At 45.0% G+C, this 20,482-nt stretch carries 15 protein-coding genes; 5 read left to right on the forward strand and 10 right to left on the reverse strand.

From position 1 onward, the window contains the following. Positions 1-56: 56 nt before the first annotated feature. The gene (locus tag OCV37_RS17685) at positions 57-1,901 is read right to left on the reverse strand and encodes a DEAD/DEAH box helicase (RefSeq protein ID WP_038184922.1); all 1,845 of its coding nucleotides are present in this window, start codon (positions 1,899-1,901) and stop codon (positions 57-59) included. A 636-nt stretch (positions 1,902-2,537) separates the two neighbouring features. Here OCV37_RS17685 and rnb point away from each other — a divergent pair. Further along, positions 2,538-4,535: an exoribonuclease II gene (gene rnb / locus OCV37_RS17690; RefSeq protein WP_038184920.1), complete on the forward strand. Its 1,998-nt coding sequence runs from the start codon at positions 2,538-2,540 to the stop codon at positions 4,533-4,535. A 219-nt stretch (positions 4,536-4,754) separates the two neighbouring features. On the opposite strand, the gene OCV37_RS17695 is transcribed toward rnb, so the two are convergent. Further along, entirely contained in the window at positions 4,755-5,099 is a 345-nt protein-coding gene (locus tag OCV37_RS17695; protein ID WP_038184918.1) for a DUF3024 domain-containing protein, read from the reverse strand. Positions 5,100-5,460: 361 nt separating this feature from the next. On the opposite strand from OCV37_RS17695, the gene OCV37_RS17700 reads away from it, so the two are divergent. Then, positions 5,461-6,279, forward strand: a complete 819-nt coding sequence (locus OCV37_RS17700; RefSeq protein ID WP_038184916.1) for a phosphate ABC transporter substrate-binding protein — start codon at positions 5,461-5,463, stop codon at positions 6,277-6,279. An 81-nt stretch (positions 6,280-6,360) separates the two neighbouring features. On the opposite strand, the gene clcA is transcribed toward OCV37_RS17700, so the two are convergent. After that, entirely contained in the window at positions 6,361-7,770 is a 1,410-nt protein-coding gene (clcA, locus tag OCV37_RS17705) for a H(+)/Cl(-) exchange transporter ClcA (protein WP_038184913.1), read from the reverse strand. A 527-nt stretch (positions 7,771-8,297) separates the two neighbouring features. Between clcA and OCV37_RS17710 the strand changes: the two genes are divergently transcribed. Next, positions 8,298-9,290: a CobW family GTP-binding protein gene (locus OCV37_RS17710; RefSeq protein ID WP_038184911.1), complete on the forward strand. Its 993-nt coding sequence runs from the start codon at positions 8,298-8,300 to the stop codon at positions 9,288-9,290. 112 nt (positions 9,291-9,402) lie between these two features. Here the strand turns inward: OCV37_RS17710 and ylqF are convergent, their stop codons facing one another. From ylqF to OCV37_RS17740, 6 genes are all read right to left on the reverse strand, one after another. After that, positions 9,403-10,347: a ribosome biogenesis GTPase YlqF gene (gene ylqF, locus OCV37_RS17715; protein ID WP_038184909.1), complete on the reverse strand. Its 945-nt coding sequence runs from the start codon at positions 10,345-10,347 to the stop codon at positions 9,403-9,405. A gap of 288 nt (positions 10,348-10,635) precedes the next feature. Beyond that, entirely contained in the window at positions 10,636-12,471 is a 1,836-nt protein-coding gene (phaC, locus tag OCV37_RS17720; RefSeq protein ID WP_051680815.1) for a class I poly(R)-hydroxyalkanoic acid synthase, read from the reverse strand. Between the two features lie 57 nt (positions 12,472-12,528). Then, a complete protein-coding gene (locus OCV37_RS17725; protein ID WP_038185226.1) occupies positions 12,529-12,876 on the reverse strand; it encodes a phasin family protein in 348 nt (115 codons plus the stop codon). Between the two features lie 40 nt (positions 12,877-12,916). Then, positions 12,917-14,125 (reverse strand): acetyl-CoA C-acetyltransferase, encoded by a 1,209-nt coding sequence (locus tag OCV37_RS17730; protein WP_038184907.1) that lies wholly within the window; start codon positions 14,123-14,125, stop codon positions 12,917-12,919. Positions 14,126-14,140: 15 nt separating this feature from the next. After that, the gene (locus tag OCV37_RS17735) at positions 14,141-14,881 is read right to left on the reverse strand and encodes an SDR family oxidoreductase (protein ID WP_038184905.1); all 741 of its coding nucleotides are present in this window, start codon (positions 14,879-14,881) and stop codon (positions 14,141-14,143) included. Positions 14,882-15,350: 469 nt separating this feature from the next. Beyond that, on the reverse strand, positions 15,351-16,019 hold the full coding sequence (locus OCV37_RS17740) for an SH3 domain-containing protein (protein WP_038184902.1): 669 nt from the start codon (positions 16,017-16,019) through the stop codon (positions 15,351-15,353). Positions 16,020-16,310: 291 nt separating this feature from the next. Between OCV37_RS17740 and glgC the strand changes: the two genes are divergently transcribed. Together glgC and OCV37_RS17750 are read left to right on the forward strand one after the other, a co-directional pair. Further along, the gene (gene glgC / locus OCV37_RS17745; RefSeq protein WP_038184899.1) at positions 16,311-17,531 is read left to right on the forward strand and encodes a glucose-1-phosphate adenylyltransferase; all 1,221 of its coding nucleotides are present in this window, start codon (positions 16,311-16,313) and stop codon (positions 17,529-17,531) included. A 364-nt stretch (positions 17,532-17,895) separates the two neighbouring features. After that, a complete protein-coding gene (locus OCV37_RS17750) occupies positions 17,896-18,357 on the forward strand; it encodes a methylglyoxal synthase (protein ID WP_038184896.1) in 462 nt (153 codons plus the stop codon). A 13-nt stretch (positions 18,358-18,370) separates the two neighbouring features. On the opposite strand, the gene helD is transcribed toward OCV37_RS17750, so the two are convergent. Next, positions 18,371-20,437 carry a DNA helicase IV gene (gene helD / locus OCV37_RS17755; protein ID WP_038184893.1) on the reverse strand — a complete coding sequence of 689 codons (2,067 nt, stop codon included), beginning with the start codon at positions 20,435-20,437 and terminating at the stop codon, positions 18,371-18,373. Between the last annotated feature and the right edge of the window lie 45 nt (positions 20,438-20,482).

Here is a 20,482-nt window from a genome sequence, read left to right on the forward strand (position 1 = left end):
AAAAGAGGGAAGCGCCCAAGCGCTTCCCTCTTTTCATTTCATTCAGCATCACGGACTTATGCTTCAGTATGACGACGGCTATGCCCACGTTCACCACGATGAGCACCACGATGGTCCCCGCCACGGTTACGGTCAAAACGTCGTTCACCTTCACGACGACCGTTGTCACGGAAACCACGACCTTCGCCACGGCTGTCACGGTTTGGCCGGCCACCTTCACGGCGACCACGAGACTCACGGAAGTCATCAAAGTCACAGACCACAGCGCCGACATCTTTCTGACGAATCCGCAGTTTACGCAATTTACGAGTCACATCAGAGGACATGCTTTTCGGCAATTGAACAAATGTATGCCCCTGAGCCAGCTTAATTGCACCAATGGAGTTCTTACCCAAGCCAAGTTCGTTCGCCAGTGCACCAACGATGTCTTTAACCTGTACACCTTGTTCACGACCCACTTGTAGCTGGTAAGTATCCCAGTCCTGACTACCCTGACCATAACTCCGGCGACCATCATTCCCACCTTCACGACGCTCACGACGACGTGATTTCTCACGCTCAATCTCAGCAATCATCGGATCTTCACCGACGTAGAATAATGGACGTTTACCCTGCTGACGCTTCAGTAACATTGCTGCCAGAGTTGTCGTATCGATGTCCAGAGAGTCTCTGAGGCTTTCAATCAGCTCGGAAAATTTTTCCAATGCTTTGTGTTCTTTTTCAGTTTCCAGTTCTTGGCTCAACTGAACCAAACGAGCCTGGGCAACTTTATCACGATGCGGCAACTGAATTTCTTCCATAGAAGAACGGGTCACACGCTCAATCGTACGCAACATGCGAATTTGATTGGTACGAACCAACAAGATCGCTTTGCCTTTCCGTCCGGCACGGCCTGTACGACCAATACGGTGGATATAAGATTCCACATCAAATGGAATATCATAGTTAAATACGTGAGTGATCCGTGGCACATCGAGTCCACGCGCCACAACATCTGTAGCAACCAGAATGTCAGTCACACCTTTTTTGATATGCTCAACTGTTCTTTCCCGTAAAGACTGCGGGATATCGCCATGCAATGCTGTTGCTTTAAATCCACGAGAAGAAAGCCAGTCAGCCAGACGTTCGGTGTCCTGACGGGTACGAACGAAAACAATTGATGCGTCCGTTTCTTCGGTTTCAAGCAGACGAACCATTGCTTCGTCTTTCTCAACACCTTTAACGACCCAGAATTGTTGTTCAACTTTCTCCACGGTCTGGTTTGAGCCAGCCACGTCAACCCGAGCCGGATCACGTAAGAAACGATCCACGATATTTTTAACCATGGGCGGCATCGTTGCTGAGAACAAGACGCGCTGAGCACTTTCAGGAGCTTGTTCCATAATCCAGGTAACATCATCGACAAAGCCCATTTTCAGCATTTCATCAGCTTCATCGAGGATGAAAGTGTGGCACTCATCCAAATGGAGTCGATCACGGGAGATTAAATCTTTCACCCGTCCTGGCGTACCAACAACAATATGAGCACCAGCTCTTAGTGCGCGCATCTGATCAACAATTGATGCGCCACCATAAATTTCTAATACTTTCAGGCCAGCAATATTTTGACCTAACGTTTTGATTTCTGCTGCAACCTGAATCGCCAGCTCACGCGTCGGTGCCATTACGATCGCCTGAGGTTTGCGCTGATCCATGATCAGTTTGTTGAGCAGAGGTAGAGAGAATGCTGCAGTTTTACCAGTACCGGTCTGTGCTTTACCTAAAGCATCACGACCTTCTAGTAAAAATGGAATTGCAGCAGCCTGAATGGGTGTAGGAGAAACGAAGCCCATATTTTCCAGAGCAGAGAGGATTTCGTTTTTGAGTTCTAATTCTTTGAATTGAATTACATTATCTTGCATGGGGTTCCCACTAATTTAGATGAATAACAAGGCCCCATGCGCTTTACCATTTCTAATCCAGTCAAGGATAGATTCCTTTCCGTGCGGTATTAACTAAGGTCCGCTTTAAAGCGACGAGGGACATAACAAAGGAGGCGGATTATTCCTTAAATGCATAAAAAAATCTAGAAAAAATTGAAATTCATCACATATTTTTCTCAATCCGAACAAAAACCGCCTTTTTATTCCGCGACATAGCATATTTTCAACGACGCAGCCATATTGCCGTAATTTTTTTACCTCATCACTTCAGAGACCCGATGTCGTATCTCAACAGATGTCGTATCTCAACATAAGGTAAGCAGGCAATATAACCACTACTCTATCACGTTCTGAGATGATCTCTGAATGCCAGCAAGCAGGATAATGTCTACTGATACGCATTCTCTCAAAAATCGATATCAATACACAGTTTCAGTACGGTTTGCTCATGATGGAATCGTATACTTTCCCCCGATTACCGAGTACCATGTGGGGGTATTATAATATTTACGGATATTTCGCAGATATTCGACGCCATGTCCGGGAGAATACTTCGCGAAATGAAGGAGAGCCCACTCTCCTGAGCCAAAAGATGAAAGGTTAAAATAATCTCTGATGTTTCAAGATAATCCATTACTTGCCCAGTTAAAACAACAGATTCAGGAGAATCTGCCGAAGAAAGAAGGGACCATCAAAGCAACTGATAAAGGTTTCGGCTTTTTAGAAATCGACAGCAAAAACAGCGTCTTTATCCCGCCGCCTTACATGAAAAAATCGATGCATGGCGATAAAGTTGTTGCGATAATCCGCACAGAAAACGAACGTGAAGTGGCTGAACCACAAGAGTTAATCGAACCGTCCCTCTCTCGCTTTATCGGTCGCGTCAAACTACACAAAGGCAAACTGAATGTCGCACCAGATCACCCACAACTCAAAAAATACCCCCTCAAAGCGAAAGTTAAAAAAGGACTGGATCCCAATACGATTGCAGAAAATGACTGGGTAGTGGCACAACTCACCCGTCACCCGCTCAAAGGTGATAACGGATTTTTCGTTGAGATTACCCATAAAATTACTGATGCCGATGATAAGATTGCGCCTTGGTGGGTTACTTTGGCTGAAAATGATTTACCGAATCAAGAGCCGGCAGGGATTGATAACTGGGAACAAAAAGATGACCCGGCACTCGTGCGGGTCGATTTAACCAATGTGCCGTTTGTTACGATTGATGGCGCTTCAACTCAAGATATGGATGATGCGCTATTCGCTAAACGCACCGAGTCGGGTGATTTTGAATTAACCATCGCCATTGCGGATCCAACCGCTTACATCACACCAGATGATCCGATGGACAAGGTTGCCCGTGAACGTGGTTTTACGATCTACCTGCCGGGTCGCAATATCCCAATGCTCCCAAGAGAATTGGCTGACAACTTATGTTCACTCCGGGAAGGTGAAGTCCGCCCTGCCTTGTGTTGTACAGTCACGGTGGCTCAGGATGGGACGATTCAGGACGATATCCGCTTTTTCTCCGCACAGATTCAATCCCATGCACGTCTGGTTTATGATCATGTGTCAGACTGGCTGGAACTCGGCACGTCAAGTGACTGGAACCCTTCTGATGAAATTGCTCAGGTTGTTCACGATCTGTATGCCTTTTCGCAGGCGCGTATCTCATGGCGGGAAACACACGCCGTAGTCTTCCCTGATCGGCCGGATTATCGTTTTGAACTGAGCGAAGATAATGATGTGATCGCCATTCACGCCGATCTGCGCCGCAGTGCTAATCGTCTGGTTGAAGAAGCAATGGTGACGGCCAACGTATGTGCCGGTAAAGTGCTCCAGCAACAATTCGGCACAGGCGTATTTAATGTCCATGATGGTTTTAAAACGGAACGCATTGCTGATGTAATTGCACTGATTACTGAACACGGTATGAGTGAACACAACGATGAAACAGTCAAAACACTGGCAGGTTTTTCCTCCCTGCGGCGTTGGCTTGCCACTCAGGACACCAGCTATTTAGATAATCGGATTCGTAAGTTCCAAAGCTATAGTGAAATCAGTAACCAGCCAGCGCCACATTTTGCGATGGGGCTGGATGTCTATGCGACATGGACATCCCCGATTCGTAAATATGGCGATATGATCAATCACCGCTTACTGAAAGCTTATATTGTGGGTAAACCCCCGGTGCAATTACCAGATGAACAGGTTGGTGAAGAGCTCGCAATTCATCGGAAACATCATAAAATTGCAGAAAGAAATGTCAGTGACTGGCTTTATGCCCGAACCTTGGCTGAAGAACCACAGAAGCAAACACGCTATCAGGCAGAGATTTTTGATATTAACCGTGCCGGGATGCGGATCCGATTACTCGAAAATGGTGCGACAGCGTTTGTTCCTGCCCCACTGATTATGGATAACAAAGAGCGTATCGAATGCCATGCAGACCAAGGCTATATCTATATCGATAAAGCATTGGTGTATAAACTGGGAGATACACTTGAAGTGACACTCAATGAAGTGAATCAAGAAAACCGGAATATCATTGCCAAACCGACAGCAGTTTTTGCTGAGCCACCTCAAAGCGATATCTCAGAAACGGCTTGATTCAGGGCCCATACTGACGGCCATCATTGACGTCGCCGTCAGCCGGGTCTTATCGACAGAGCCAAGGTTCTCTGAGATCAAGATATTCTGCATCAAAAAAGGTATTCATATCTGAATACCTTTTTTATTTTTACGCGAAGCGGGCGTCCAAAAGATGGTGATACTCTCGGGAGCGCATTCACTTGGCTCAGTCTCAATAAACCCCAACATACACATCAATTAAGACCAGAATAAGGATTTAGGGTCTTTCTCAACTTCACGGATTAATGCCGTTAGATCTTCACTTCGTCCCAAAAAAGGATAAGGCATCCAAGCATTTTTATCATCCGGGACGTAGAGTCCCCAGGCTTGTGCTTGCTGATCCCACTGGATCTTTGCTACTGGCGTAGAATAATCGTAATGGCTGGAATCAAGCTTATAATGGTGTTTGACAAATTTGACACCATCCACAATCGGCTCAAAGCATGATTTACCAATACCAACCGGCAATCCCTGATTGCGATTTTGGCATAATAGTTCAGCTCGGTGTTCGATCTGACGTTGTAATAGGTTAACGACCGTCATTTATATCTCAATAAGCCTCTGAATCAACTAAGATAAGCAACCATGACATACTTTTTATTCCGATTGCATTGATCTCACGATGTACAGAGTATAAACCATTCCCCCCTTCAGGACGATACACAAAGCTGAATTCTGCGCCACCACATCAAGAGCGACTTTCAATACACAACTCTTTGGTCGGCACACCGATTCATGTTCTCACCGCCGCTACTTTCTGGTAAATATTGATATCGGGCTGAGTCAATGGGTTAAATCCCGGATCGAAACGTCGTATTTACCGCTGATTCAGTCACCGACAGTCACAAAAGTGTCATCAAAATCTCATAGTATCGTGCCTTTATCAGATAACGTGGAGTGGATTATGTTGCGGGTTGTTATCGGCCTATTTCTCAGTGTATGGGTCATGTCATCGCAGGCGGTTGCCAAAGAAATCAATGTGTCAGGGTCAACTTCGGTCGCGCGAATTATGGATGTTCTGGCTGAGGACTACAATAAAACGCATCCGGAGACCTTTGTTGCCGTTCAGGGGGTGGGCTCAACTGCGGGCATTACCTTGTTGAAAAAAGGTGTTGCTGATATTGCCATGAGCTCTCGCTATCTGACCGAAGGTGAGCTGGAAGAGAATTTAGAAATACGTCTCATCGCATATGACGGTCTAGCCATCGTGGTCAATCTCGCGAATCCGATCAAAAACCTGACCCGAGAGCAACTCTACCAAATCTATAAAGGTCAAATTACCAACTGGAAAGCGTTGGGTGGCAATGATCAAAGAATTGCCGTCGTCACACGAGAAGCGTCATCCGGCTCCAGATTCAGTTTTGAAAGTCTGTTGGGATTAACCCGGGTTGTCAACAATCGTCTGGTTTCCGATATCAATCCAAGTAACCTTGTCGTCAATAGTAACAGCATGGTCAAAACATTGGTCAATCACAATCCACGGGCCATTGGCTTTATTTCAACCGGCTCAGTTGATCAATCGATTAAAGCGGTTCCATTTGAAGGTGTAGTCGCTTCAACGAAAACGATCTCTGATGGCTCATATCAGCTTTCAAGACCATTTTTAGTCGTTGATTATTCAAATAAAGCCAGTCAGGAAACGCAAGATTTTATCAAATATCTTCAATCAGATCGTGCGCGGGAACTGATCGACAGTTATGGATATATTCCATCGATCAAATAAGTCTTTCGCAATCTCATCCAAAAAGGACTGGCACTGCCAGTCCTTTTTTAATGGCGCAGATCGCCTGATCATCATTTACGATCAGATAATGGGTTGCTCTTGCGGTGGTAAATCCTGCTGACGCAACTTTTCGTTTTTCAGCGTCCGATGGAGTAACTGACTGTATAGTGGTTCTCCGCCGAACAACTGAGCGAAAATAACCGCACCCAATACAGTAATGATAAGCGGTAAAATCAAGTAATAGTTATTGGTCATCTCAATCACCAATAGAATGCCGGTAATCGGTGCCCGAACCGTTGCCGCAAATAATGCGCCCATCCCTGCAATTGCAAACATCCCCGGCTCGAATGCCAGTTCAGGTAAAAAATTATGTGAGATTAAACCAAACGCATAACCAAACAAGGTCCCTAAAGCCAACATCGGAGCAAAAATACCACCGGGAGCCCCAGAACCAAAACAGAGCATTGTGGTTAAGATGCGCCCTAAAAATAGCAGCATCAATAAACTTGCTGTATACCCGCCATTGGTAATGACGGGGATAAGCGCGATACCGCCACCGGTTAAATCAGGAAGGTACAACAACAGGATGCCAAAACATCCACCAAGAAACGATCCAACCAATAAATAACGCTTGCGATCATTGCGGTGGAGTTTGACAAAGATATCCTGAAAAAATGTCACCAGACGATTAAAGAACACCCCGAAAATACCAAAGAGAATACCCAGCAGTAAAAAAAGCCATAATGAGCGAATTTCTGGTGCCTGATACTGAGGCATACTAATCACAGCGGCCTGACCATTAATCATCCGAAATACGATGTTGGCAAAAACAGACGAAATGATGACCGCTTTGATCGAAATTAGTGTGTAACGAAACTGAGGCCGCATCTCTTCGACCACAAACATAATCCCAGCCAATGGGGCATTAAACGCGGCAGATAAACCACCGGCGGCACCGGCGGCCAACAATGAGTGCCGGGCATCATCATTTTTAACCCGGAACAGACTTGAGATCATGCGTCCTATCGCCCCCCCCATCTGAACCGTTGGCCCTTCCCGGCCAAGTACCATCCCCGATCCCAGCGCACCGAGCCCACCAAAGAATTTTACCGGCAATACCCGCCACCAACGGACCTGTCGCATCCCGTCCATCGCGCCTTCAATTTCAGGAATCCCAGAGCCTGCCGCTTCGGGTGCAAAACGGTGCACCAGAAAGTAACCGATAAAAGCCAGACTCGCACTGATCAAAAAGGCGGCAAGCCAAAGGGGTAATAGATTACCAATCTCACTGATTAACCAACTAGTCCGGGTTTCTGAAACAAAGTGAATGCCTAACTCAAAATAGGTTCCGACCAAGCCAGATAAGATCCCGACCAGAATAGAAAGCAGTAAAACAGAGACCGGAGTCTTATCTTTTGAGAGAAACTGATTAATGGCATCTTTAGGAACTTTAGCAAGCAGGGAAGGTTTGAATCTCTCTTTAGATCTCATTGAGTTAAGGCCTCACAAATGAAAGTATCAGTATCAACGAGCGTGAATTATACGCATCCTTATCATCTTCTATAGTTGCAATAATGCAATGTTGTATTTCATATTTATACTCAGATCACTTTTCCAATGCTACTTCATACGCAAATTGAAAGAATCCCGATCTCTGATGATAACCACAGTTGCCAGTGAAAAACAAATCTGTGAACCACATAAAAAAACGGTACAAGAAATGGATATCACACTTGAAATACCAGCATATCAGACCATAATCAAAGTGTAAGGCAATTGAAATAATCTCAACCGGAGGAACGATTCAGTCTTACATACAATTTGGATCAAGGAATAAAAATCCTAAGACCATTCCCGCCATTAGCTGGTTCATTCACAACCAGATCGCAAGCTCACGATATGAGTCGCGGGAAATAAGGCGCGCTTTTACAAGTGCGCCTTTTACATTTTATCCACTCGTCGAATCTTTGTATACTAGCGCCCTGCATCCTGAACGATCTTCAATTTGGAGTTGAAGTATGACTCAACGAATTCCTGCCAATATCATCACCGGGTTTCTGGGGACAGGTAAAACTACAGCTATTCTGAATCTACTTAAAAATAAACCGGCTGACCAAAACTGGGCAGTTTTAGTGAATGAGTTTGGTGAAATCGGCATTGATGGCACCCTCTTGGCTCAACAAAGTGCTTTGGTCAAAGAAATTCCCGGTGGGTGTATGTGCTGTACTGCCGGTGTGCCGATGTCTGTTGGAATTACGGCACTACTTCGGCAAAAGCCGGATCGGCTGCTGATTGAACCGACGGGACTGGGACATCCCCGGCAAATCGTCTCAACACTGACCGCTGCGCAATATCAACCCTATCTGGATCTAAAAGCAACCATTGCGCTGGTGGATCCCCGCAACCTCAGCAACCGCAAATATACAACTCATCAAAACTTCAACGACCAACTGGCCAGCGCTGATGTCATTATCGGTAATAAAGTCGATCAGTGTCATGCCCGTGATATCGACACATTCAATAACTGGGTCACCGACCAGCAACCCGCCAAAATTTTTCATAAACTGACCCGGTTTGGTGATATTCCATTAGAAGTATTAGATCTCCCCCGTCGGGAAGTGCCACAACAAACATCACACCAATCTTCTCATGAACATCAGCATAATCATCCTGAGCCAGTCTTTCAGCTCCCCCCCGGGGAACAGTATCTGAGAAAAGAAAATCAGGGTGATGGCTACTACAGCTGTGGCTGGGTGTTCGGCGCTGAGATTCATTTTCCTTTCGATGCGTTGTTTGCACTATTCAGTGAGCTGACCGCAGAACGGATCAAAGCGGTAATCAATACTGACCGGGGCTGCTATGCATTCAACGTCAACCACCGCGTGGTCTCCGTACATGAGATATCACTGGATGGATTTGAGTCAAAAATAGAGGTCATCGATTCCCAACTGATGCCTTGGGATGAACTGGAACAGATTCTGCTTCAATTGGGGCAACTGACTGAAAAATGAATCGCCAGGCTGTAAAGCGGCTATTGATGCTATTTTTGCCCGGCCATATCCATCAAAAACAAAAATGACAGCGTCACGCTGTCATTTTTGTCTGATGAATCATGGAGAGGAATTAACGTTTATTACGTAGGTAGCGTTTACGCCGTTCCTCTTTATGCTTTGCTTTTTCCTCCGCTTTTCTGGTCGCTTCCAGTTCAGCGTCAACCAACTCCTGATCGATCATTTCCGGCCGCTCTAGCGTTATGGCTCCAATCGTCCCCGCACGTAACTCATGCAACAGAATCTCTGACGCTTTGTGCAGATCAATCCGGCCACCCGCACGTAAAGCACCGCGTTTACGGCCAATGGCTTCCATCCATTCCAGATCCGATTGTGGATCTTCATCAATCTGATAACGCGCTTTCAATAAATCCGGATAAGCCTGCGCCAGATATTCAACGGTATAAAATGCGACTTCATCATATTCCATAGCAGTATCTTTTACCGCTCCGGTGGCAGCAAGACGAAAACCAGAATGTGGATTCTCCACTTTTGGCCAGAGAATTCCCGGAGTATCGGATAAAACAATCCCATTTTGCAGATTAATCCGCTGCTGACGGCGTGTTACCGCAGGCTGGTTTCCGGTCTGGGCGATCGTCCGTCCGGCTAACGTATTAATGATGGTTGATTTCCCGACATTAGGAATCCCCATGATCATGGTCCGAATATTCTTCCCGATCTCTTCCCTGTGCGGCGCCAGCTTACGACATAGGTCCATGATCTGATTGACTTCCTGAGAATGCTGAGTCGTAATTGCCAATGCTTTTACCCCCTTCTCTTGCTCAAGGTGTTCAATCCAGAGTGCGGTTGTAACCGGATCAGCCAGATCGCGTTTATTCAACACTTTCACACAAGGCTTATCCCCTCTGAGCTCGGCAATCATCGGATTTTCGCTACTAAATGGAATACGCGCATCCAGTACTTCAATAATCACATCAATCTGGGGGATGACTTCTTCGATTTCCTTGCGTGCTTTATGCATGTGTCCCGGAAACCATTGGATTGTATTATTTACCATTTGAAACGAACCTTTCACCGATATCCGTTTATCCTGTTACACCGGCACACATCTGGTGTATAGATGCCTCTTCAGGACAGGCAAACGGACGGATTTAATCAAATGACGGCATTCTAACATGCTCTGTAAAAAATGGGGGATTGTTCTTTATCGTCGCTATTGTGGACAACACGGCAGCAGCGCGTCACAGCAAACGGTTTACCAGCCACCGTCTCCGTTCAGCCTAAATAAAAAAGTGCCGCCTAAAGGTAGGGACGGCACAAGAGGTATAGCTATCGTTGAGATAGACTATTTTTTTGCAGATTGGAGATCTTCTGCCACATTTACAGATGAATCATGCTCTGCTGGAGAAACCGGTGAGACAGGTAAAACCTGACGAACATACTCTCCCGGCGCCTCATCGAGTACCGGATAGTTATCACTACCGACTGCAAACGGTTCAATTTTCTCTTTTGCACAGAAACCACACAGCCATTCATTCCAGTGAGTCCACCACGAGCCTTCCTGACGTTGTGCATTTGCCAGCCACTCATCGGCGTTTTCTTCCTGTTCATCATTCAGCCAGAAGCCATATTTCTTCTTATCCGGATGATTAATAATACCGGCAATATGACCAGACTCGCCCAACACGAACGTTTTGTTCCCACCGGTTTTCATTGCACCATCATAAGTGCCTTGCCATAACGCAATATGATCGTCTTTGGTTGAAATGAAATAACTCGGTATCTTAATCTTATCCAAGTCAATCCAGACACCACCGACTTTCACACCTTTATCCTGAATCAGTTTGTTCTCCAGATAGAGTTCTCTGAGCAAGAAATTATGGCACGCAGCCGTTACATTGGTGCTGTCACTATTCCAGTACAACAAATCAAAATCGACCGGACTAGAACCTTTCAGATAATTATCGACATAGTAGTTCCAGTAGAGATTATTCTCCCGCAATAAGCTGAATGTCACACTCAGTGAACGACCATCCATATAGCCACGAGCTAAGTTTTGCATCTCAATCGCACTAATCACAGGATCATTAATATAAGCACCGACTTCACCCGGCTGAGAGAAATCCAGCAAAGTTGTAAAGAAGGATGCCGATTTAATCCGTTTTTTCATGCGTTTTGCAGCATAATAAGCAATGGTCGTTGCCAGTAAAGTCCCGCCAATACAATAGCCTGCCGCGTTAATCTGTTCCTGCCCGGTGATATCTTCCACGACAGAAACGGCCTTCACCACCCCATCGATCACATAGCTTTCATAACCCAATTCAGCCTGTTCTTGACCCGGATTCCGCCAAGACATCATAAAGACACTATGGCCTTGTTCCAGCAGCCAGCGAACCATTGAGTTCTTTTCGCGAAGATCGAGGATGTAGTACTTATTAATAAATGGCGGCACAATCAGTAACGGTGTGTTGTAGACTTGTTCAGTCATCGGTGTGTACTGAATCAGTTCAAACAATTCGTTTCTGAAGACCACTTTGCCCGGCGTTGTTGCAACATTCTGACCGACTCGGAACGCATTGTTATTGGTCATCCGAATTTTCAAAATATCGGCACTGGAGGCAACATCCTCTTTCAAGGCTTCCATCCCATCAACCAGATTCTTACCGTTGGACTCCAGTGTCAATTTCAATAATTCTGGGTTTGTCGCGATAAAGTTACTGGGTGACATGGCATTGATTGTCTGACGTGAAAAGAAGCGTAAACGTTCTTTCACTTTGTCATCCAAACCTTCAATGGCATCAATGGTGTCAAGGTATGTTTTGCCAAACAATAAATAGGATTGCATGATGAAGTTGTACATGGCGTCATCTTTCCATGACTCATCCGCAAAGCGCTTATCACCATGCTCAGCTTCGATCAGTAAATCTTTATTACCGGCAAGGGCAACATTTTGCCAAATTTCCAACTGCTTTTGCCACCACGCCATCTGAAGATCGAGTAATGCAGCCGGTTGGTTGGCAGCCCTTTCAAAAAGTTTTGCAGTATCCTCAAAATTCACTTCCTGCATCGCTTTATTCAAGGGCGAACGAAAGACTTCCTGCTGTGCTTCAAAATCAGTCCACCATTTTTGATTGGTTTCCTGAATTTTCATCAGGTAGTCTGAGAAGAAGTGTTGATTCATAACCTACTCCCTAGTTCAGAAAAAAGCCGCCCGCGAAGGCGGCCAAAAGACACGGAGTTACGCAGGAGTGACTGTTGAAATGTTGTCTGAAGTTAATTTCTCAACATCATCTTTAAACTCTTTGGCAATCGCCTGAAGCTTGTTGCTGTCATCAACCATTTGTTGTGACAGTTTAGCAAGCGTACTCATTTGCTGAGTGTTGAAAGCGGTGAATGACGCGACATCTTTCACATCACTCGCAGCTTTGATCTGAGCAAGACCGATATCACTATAGGTTTTCATTGAGTTCAACTGAAGCTGAGTCAATACTTCAACATTTTTAGTCAGTAACTTGTTGAATTTAAAATAAGGTTCTAATGTTTTTTCTGTTTGATCAGTAAATGATTTAAAGAAATCCGTATACATATTTTTCATCTCCAATTGTGGGTCAAATCTTCATTTTTATTTAGCCAACGGCTTTCACTATGACAGCGGTTCCCATTCCCCCGCCAATACATAATGATGCCACCCCATACTGGTCACCTCTCCGCTTCAGTTCATGGATAAGCGTCACCAATATACGGTTTCCTGATGCACCAAGTGGATGACCAAGCGCGATCGCTCCACCGTTTACATTCGCTTTTTGCAGAATCATATCTTCAGAAACTGCGTGCTCTCTTGATAAGCCTTTGACAACGCCTAATGCCTGCGCCGCAAATGCTTCGTTCAATTCCAACAAATCTATCTCATCGAGTGTTTTACCCGCTCGCTTGAGTGCTTTCGTGACGGCAGGAACCGGCCCGAGTCCCATCACTTTCGGGTCAACACCAGCCTGTGCATAACTGACAATCTCAACCAATGGTGTTAAGCCCAATTTCTGGACGGCACTTTCCGAGGCAACAATCACAGCACTGGCACCATCATTTAAACCAGATGCGTTCCCGGCGGTCACCGTACCATCTTTGATAAAGGCGGAACGCAAACGAGCCAAACGTTCGATTGACGTGTCCGACTTAGGGTGCTCATCGGTATCGAACATGACGCTATCACGCTTGATCTTCACCTCAACCGGCACAATTTCATCAACAAACTTACCAGCCTGAATGGCGGCAACTGCTTTTTGTTGACTATTCAGTGCAAACTGATCTTGTGCTTCCCGGGAAATATCATATTCTCTGGCAATATTTTCTGCGGTACATCCCATATGATATTGATTGAATACATCCGTTAATCCGTCCCGAATTAACAAATCAACCAAGGTCATATCACCCATTTTATGGCCGTCACGAATACTGCCTGATAAGGCGTAAGGGATTTGAGACATCACCTCGACACCGGCAGCAACCACAACTTGAGCATCGCCACTACGAATGTGACTGACACCGTCCATGACCGCTTTCATCCCGCTACCGCAAACCATATTGATGTTATAAGCCGGGGTAGTTTCAGGAATGCCAGCAAACAGTGATGCCTGCCGACCGACACTCATCCCCTGCCCCGCACCGATAACATTACCCATGATCACTTCATCAATCGCTTCGGGAGCAAGTGACGCAGCATTTAATGCACCTTGAATCGCAATCGCCCCCAGATGTCCGGCATCGACATCTTTCAGACTGCCGCCAAACGAGCCGACAGGCGTGCGCTTTGCCGCAACAATAAATACTTTTTCCATGATTTTGCTCCCCGATTAGCTCATGTACAGTCCACCGTTGACAGATAAGGTGGCCCCTGTCATATAGGCGGCACCATCGCTCACTAAGAAGCTCACTGTCTGGGCGATTTCTTCGGGTTTGGCAAGACGTTTCATTGGCACTTGTCCAACAATAGATTCGAGCACCTCAGGTTTCATTTCCTCTACCATCGGTGTGGCTGTATATCCGGGAGCGATGACATTGACGGTCACACCAAAGCGGGCGCCTTCAGCGGCTAAAGCTTTGCTAAAACCAATCATGCCGGCTTTCGCAGCAGAATAGTTTGTTTGACCGAACTGGCCTTTCAGGCCGTTCACTGACGAAATATTGATCACGCGACCGTAACCTTTATCGCACATCGCTCCGAATAAAGGTTGAGTCACATTGAACACACTGTTTAAATTTGTATCGATAACATCTTTCCAGTTTTGAGCGGTCATTTTTTTGAATACACCATCTCGTGTAATACCAGCATTGTTGATGACCACATCAACACTTCCTTCCTCCTCAAGGAGCAACGACAATCGTTCTGCACACTGCGCGGTGTCGGTAACATCCAACTCCAGCAGACGCACCTGATCTTCAGTAAATCCTTTTTCATTAAACCAATCGATAGCGCACTGATATGCCCCGGTATAATATGTTGCAACCACACGGAATCCTTCCGCGACAAGCTGACTAGAAATAGCAGAACCAATACCGCCCTTTGAACCGGTAATCAAAGCGATTCTTTTCATTCAAGACTCCATCCTAAAATAATCAATTCAATATGTTTGATAATGAAAGGTGTCAAATAGGAAATGGACACCAACCGACGAATGTTAAAATAATGTAACAACCTCAAAGACTTTGAAATCAAATAAAATTATTTTCTTCACTATTTAAGCTAATATAAGCTTCCGAGTTTTCAAATAAATGAGAGGATAAATTTACCAACAATGATGAACATCACAAAAATAGCCATTGTTATTTTATAAAAATAACAATTAAATTTAAGTGATTGATTTGTAGAGTAATTTTTAAAGTGATTTTTGTGAACTTGATGGGGGTTTTACAGTGCAATCAACAGGTTAAACATGACAAAAGTAATAATTAGCAAAATCAAATCATCATGAATATAAATTATTTTCCGTTTTTTATTTCAAAAACAATTATTCACATCGCTATAAATAAAATCCAATTTATTTTTATTTAATATTCTATTTACTAATAAAATATCTCTCCACTATCTGCATCAAAATAAATTTTATCGATTGATTTCAGACCACCACAATAAATAAAATAGACGTGACGTTCTTGGTAACGAACGGAACGAACCCAACCTTTTAGCTCATCAAAATCTTCCGGAGCACACATTTTTTCATCGATTAACTGGCCTGTGATTTGAAGAAATTTCTCTTTATAAATCAGTAAATCATCTGATTTGTTAATATAACTCATCAGAATCTCTTCTTTTTCCTCTTTGGAAATGATAGGAACCTGTTCACTCAATTGATCCATCGCGACCCATTCTGCGATTTCCGGCCCCCCTTGCTGATAAACAAAATATCTGGAAATTCTTCCCCAGCCTTGCTTTTGCTCCAGAACGGTAATGGGATCACCTTTGTACAAATATCGAACAGGAAAGGACTCCGGATCGGGGGCATTCCTGATCGCCAATTTGTGTTCATTCACATAGAAATGCGTATTCACGTTTACCGCAGCCGTTTCATCAGGTTGCGCTGTTGAAGTGTTCGCCAATACCGGTTTCTTTTTCTTTTTGGCGGAGTCTTGCTCTGTAGCATCTTGGTGAGGCTTCATATAAAACAGATAATACCCCGCACCGGCACCACCGACACCAAGCAATAAGATCAAAATCATCAGTATTTTTTTCATATAAATCAGAGCCTCTTTGTATCTACTTTGTTATCGGCAACGGGGTGGTTCACTTAACAAATAAACTGTATCGATTGTAGCGTATATAAACTGGCGTAAAAACCACATGCCTCTATGTTGTGAATTGCACCAAAATTGTTCATTCAGAACCATTCTATGCACCAGCGTACGCCATCTGGAACCTGTCATACATCTGAATCACTGAACATAGAAACACTTACTTGTTGGCTCAAAACTTGTACGGCTCACTACAATTGAAGTGAATTGCACATATATAGGGAGATAATAAAGATGCAAGAAACACTGACAGTTGTGCTTGCTGGTGGAATCGGCTCACGTCTTTCCCCGTTAACGGATCACCGGGCAAAACCGGCGGTTCCTTTTGGCGGTAAATATCGAATTATTGATTTTACCCTCACCAATTGCCTGCGTTCCGGTTTGAGACGGATTCTGGTATTAACTCAATATAAATCTCATTCGTTGCAGAAACATCTCCGGGATGGATGGTCAATCTTCAATCCGGAATTGGGGGAATATATTACGGCAGTCCCACCCCAGATGAGAAAAGGCGGCAAATGGTATGAGGGAACAGCTGATGCCATTTTTCATAATCTGTGGTTACTTTCGAGAAGCGATGCAAAGTATGTCGTTGTTCTATCCGGTGACCATATTTACAAGATGGATTATGCCGCAATGTTAGAAGAGCATATTGCCAATCAGGCAAAACTCACCATTGCCTGCATGGATGTTCCCCGCAATGAAGCAAGTGCATTCGGGGTAGTCTGTACCGACGACAATGCAAAAATTACCGGATTCATTGAAAAACCACTCGACCCGCCGGGTATGCTCACACAACCTGAACGTAGCCTTGTGTCGATGGGCGTCTATATTTTTAACATGGACGTCTTGCAAGAAGCATTAGTTGATGACTCAGAACGCGAACATTCGAGCCATGATTTCGGCAAAGATGTCATTCCGGAGCTGATCAAAACCAATGCTGTATTCGCTTATAACTTTTATGGTGATAAAGGACGAGTCGCCAAAGATTGCTACTGGCGCGATGTGGGGACGATTGACTCTTATTACGAAGCCAACATGGACCTGCTCGAGCCACTCCCACCAATGAACATTTATCAGAAAGACTGGGCCATCCGCACTTATGAGCCACAATTTCCACCAGCCCGAACCGTTTCATCAGCAACCGGTAATGAAGGGATCTTTATTAATTCCATGATCGCCAACGGCGTCGTCAATTCCGGCGGATCAGTACAGCACTCGATTATTTCTTCCAATGTGCGAATCGATGACAGTGCCACCATTGTAGATAGTATTATTTTCGATGATGTCGAAGTCGGAGAAGGATGCCAGTTGGTTAATTGTATTATCGATAAGCATGTTCGAATTCCGCCTTACACGCAAATCGGCGTTGATTCCGCACAGGATAAAAAACGCTTTCATATATCCGAAAAAGGTATCGTTGTGGTTCCGGAAAGTTATCATTTCACCAGTTAAGCCGGCTCAAAAAACCCAAACATAAAAAAAACCGTATTTCTCTTGAAATACGGTCAAACGTTCAGGCGCACAGGCTCTCAAAGGGAACATCAATCAGGGGGTAACCTTTAAGAGAGCACCGATCAATATGTACGAGTATGAAATATTTTTGCCGGGGGAAAAACAGTAAAAACTCCAGTGGTTCAATTCCCCTTTTACAATCCATTGGTTTCATTCCGTTTTCTTAAAAGAGAAATAATCACACCTCAATTATCAATAAAAATAATTGATTTATATAGAATATTTCGTATATAAAATGATCATCACGTTATGACTTCAAGACAGACCTTTGACGAGAGTCATCCATGAGCATGGAGCAAAATTAATGCAAACGATTCACCGAAAATTATCAGAAAACAAACACATTGCCCTTGTGGCGCACGATCACCGTAAGGCTGATCTGTTAGCATGGACCAAGCAAAACCAAGCACAGCTCGCCAATCATACGCTTTACGCGACCGGCACAACGGGCCATCTTCTGAATCAAGAGACCGGGCTGAACATCATTCAAATGATTAGTGGTCCAATGGGGGGCGATCAGCAGATCGGTGCTTTAATTTCTGAATGTAAAATCGATGTTTTAGTCTTTTTCTGGGATCCGCTCAATGCCGTCCCGCATGACCCGGATGTCAAAGCACTGCTACGTATTGCCAGTGTCTGGAACATTCCCATGGCACTCAATCGTGCCACGGCTGATTTCATTTTTTCATCCGAATTAATTGCACAAAGCAGCGATATTGAGATCCCTGACTATCAGTCCTATATCAATGCCCGGAAAATGCCCTGATCAGTCGAATTGATCATTTTGAAACTGCGTATGGCCCCTCAAGTAATTCTTTGACGAAAGTCGAACCGCCGGCATTGTAGGCAATCCAGACTTTTTCTCTTGCCCGGGTCATCGCAACATAGAATAAACGACGCTCTTCTGCATCCGGGAAAGTCTCATCGGATAAGGTCAATACATCATCCAAGTGTAAGGTCTTGGTTTTGGTCGGAAACTGCCCTTCATCGACATTGACAATCATGACAAAATCGGCTTCTTTCCCCTTACTGGCATGGCAGGTCATGAACTGGATGTCGAGCTGACGGTATTGTTTTTGCCATGCCGTCAGCAATTCAGGTTTGTGATAGTGATTTCGGCCAAGAATTAATAATGATTTGACTTCATTCTTGCCAGCACTTTTGCGATTCAGTTGTTCAATAATCTTTTCCATCCGTGCCTGAGGCAGCAATACCACAGCATTACTTTTCTGTATTTTCAGACTATTCAGCGACTTCGATATCTGCTGTGGATTCGCCTGCACAAAGGCATTTGCCACCTCTGCCAGCTTGTTGTTAAACCGATACGTGGTATCGAGATGTGTCACTGTTGATGCAGGAAAACGCTGTCTGAAACCCGTCGTTAAATCAACATCAGACCCGGCAAACTGATAAATCGATTGCCAGTCATCGCCAACAGCAAAGAGATTCCCATTTGACTGATGTTGTGCGCAGAGCGCCTCCAACAATGCGAGGCGCGGTGGCGAAATATCCTGATATTCATCAACCATGATAAACGCCCAACGGGACTGATACTTTTTCTTTCTGACATAAGCCGTTGCCCGGCTAATCATCAGATTAAAATCCAGTTGTCCTTGCGTTTTAAGCATGTCATTCCAAGCCTGATAACATGGCCAACATAATGCAAGTTCACTATTCAGACGCGGATAATCGTCCCGCTCGACCATTTTCTGCTGAATCTCTTTTTTACTGAAACCCAACAACGATAATTGTTCAACTTGCTGCGTCAGCCAAGAAATCAATTTCGGGTTCTCAACATGGCTTCCCAGCTCTTCATCCCCTTTGATATAAGCAATCGGCCACTGATTCAAATGTTTCTGCCAGCGTTTAAAGTTGGTCGGGGTCATCCAGTGTTTTTTGAGCCAGTCAGTCATCCAGGCTTCTTTCAGCTTGGGTTCACTCACGATCGGGGACAGTTGCACGTCTTGTCCTTCAACCTCATGAATAATCCGTAACCCGAGTTGATGGAAGGTATGTACGGTAACCTGTTCCGCTGCAGGCCCGACCCGATCTTTCAATCGTTGCTCCATTTCCAATGCCGCATCTTTACCAAATGAAAGCAACAGGATTTGCGACGCATCGGCCAGTCCGCTTTCAATCAGATAGGCAACCCGGGCAGAAAGCACGCTGGTTTTCCCCGACCCGGCACCGGCTAACACCAGATTGTAATCATCATTCAAAAGAACGGCAGACTGCTGCGATGGATTTAAAGGCGAGGATTCCAATGTGTTGAATAACGTTTCCCAGCGTGCACGCTCAGCCTCAATCCATGCTTCATTTCGTTGTGACAGCATCACCGAAGGTTGATGGTACCAGACGACCATGTCTGAAATCAGACCGGGAACCCGTTGTTCGATCTCTTCAATAGACATCCCCAACGTTGTCAAATCACGACTCACCTGACGATGCCATTCTTTAAGCTTGGAGTGAGCAAGAAAAGCGGGGGCATTCTGATGTTGATTCAGCGTCTGCTGCCAAGCCGGTAAGTAAGTGGATAGTTGAGCACACTGTAACTGATGCCATTGACGGTAAGCAGCAACAGCTTGATCGGCAAACTTCCGGCACTGGGGCCAAGGCAGCCCTCGGATCAACCAACTATAGCGCTGGCCGTCATGTTCGTGGGCAAAAAATTCAAGTTCCCCCCACAAGATTCCGCGCCGGACACGGACTGAACCATTCCAGACTGCAAATGGAATTCTTTCTTCTGCAACACTGGAACGCACGATGAGTTTCTCGCTATCGATGGCGACTTGGTAAAACTCATCATTCATAAAGTATTTTGCAGTATTACTGGCTTTCAGCTGCATCGGTTATGCTCATTGACTTGAAGTTCAACGTATAAAATCAGTTAC

The sequence above is a fragment of the Vibrio rhizosphaerae genome (genome assembly GCF_024347095.1).
In the GTDB taxonomy this organism is placed as follows: Bacteria; Pseudomonadota; Gammaproteobacteria; order Enterobacterales; family Vibrionaceae; genus Vibrio; species Vibrio rhizosphaerae.

Excerpts from the sequence above, each read along its gene's own strand:
- OCV37_RS17685 (WP_038184922.1), bottom strand. The coding sequence starts at position 1,901 with ATGCAAGATAATGTAATTCAATTCAAAGAATTAGAACTCAAAAACGAA.
- rnb (WP_038184920.1), top strand. The coding sequence starts at position 2,538 with ATGTTTCAAGATAATCCATTACTTGCCCAGTTAAAACAACAGATTCAG.
- OCV37_RS17695 (WP_038184918.1), bottom strand. The coding sequence starts at position 5,099 with ATGACGGTCGTTAACCTATTACAACGTCAGATCGAACACCGAGCTGAA.
- OCV37_RS17700 (WP_038184916.1), top strand. The coding sequence starts at position 5,461 with ATGTTGCGGGTTGTTATCGGCCTATTTCTCAGTGTATGGGTCATGTCA.
- clcA (WP_038184913.1), bottom strand. The coding sequence starts at position 7,770 with ATGAGATCTAAAGAGAGATTCAAACCTTCCCTGCTTGCTAAAGTTCCT.
- OCV37_RS17710 (WP_038184911.1), top strand. The coding sequence starts at position 8,298 with ATGACTCAACGAATTCCTGCCAATATCATCACCGGGTTTCTGGGGACA.
- ylqF (WP_038184909.1), bottom strand. The coding sequence starts at position 10,347 with ATGGTAAATAATACAATCCAATGGTTTCCGGGACACATGCATAAAGCA.
- phaC (WP_051680815.1), bottom strand. The coding sequence starts at position 12,471 with ATGAATCAACACTTCTTCTCAGACTACCTGATGAAAATTCAGGAAACC.
- OCV37_RS17725 (WP_038185226.1), bottom strand. The coding sequence starts at position 12,876 with ATGTATACGGATTTCTTTAAATCATTTACTGATCAAACAGAAAAAACA.
- OCV37_RS17730 (WP_038184907.1), bottom strand. The coding sequence starts at position 14,125 with ATGGAAAAAGTATTTATTGTTGCGGCAAAGCGCACGCCTGTCGGCTCG.
- OCV37_RS17735 (WP_038184905.1), bottom strand. The coding sequence starts at position 14,881 with ATGAAAAGAATCGCTTTGATTACCGGTTCAAAGGGCGGTATTGGTTCT.
- OCV37_RS17740 (WP_038184902.1), bottom strand. The coding sequence starts at position 16,019 with ATGAAAAAAATACTGATGATTTTGATCTTATTGCTTGGTGTCGGTGGT.
- glgC (WP_038184899.1), top strand. The coding sequence starts at position 16,311 with ATGCAAGAAACACTGACAGTTGTGCTTGCTGGTGGAATCGGCTCACGT.
- OCV37_RS17750 (WP_038184896.1), top strand. The coding sequence starts at position 17,896 with ATGCAAACGATTCACCGAAAATTATCAGAAAACAAACACATTGCCCTT.
- helD (WP_038184893.1), bottom strand. The coding sequence starts at position 20,437 with ATGCAGCTGAAAGCCAGTAATACTGCAAAATACTTTATGAATGATGAG.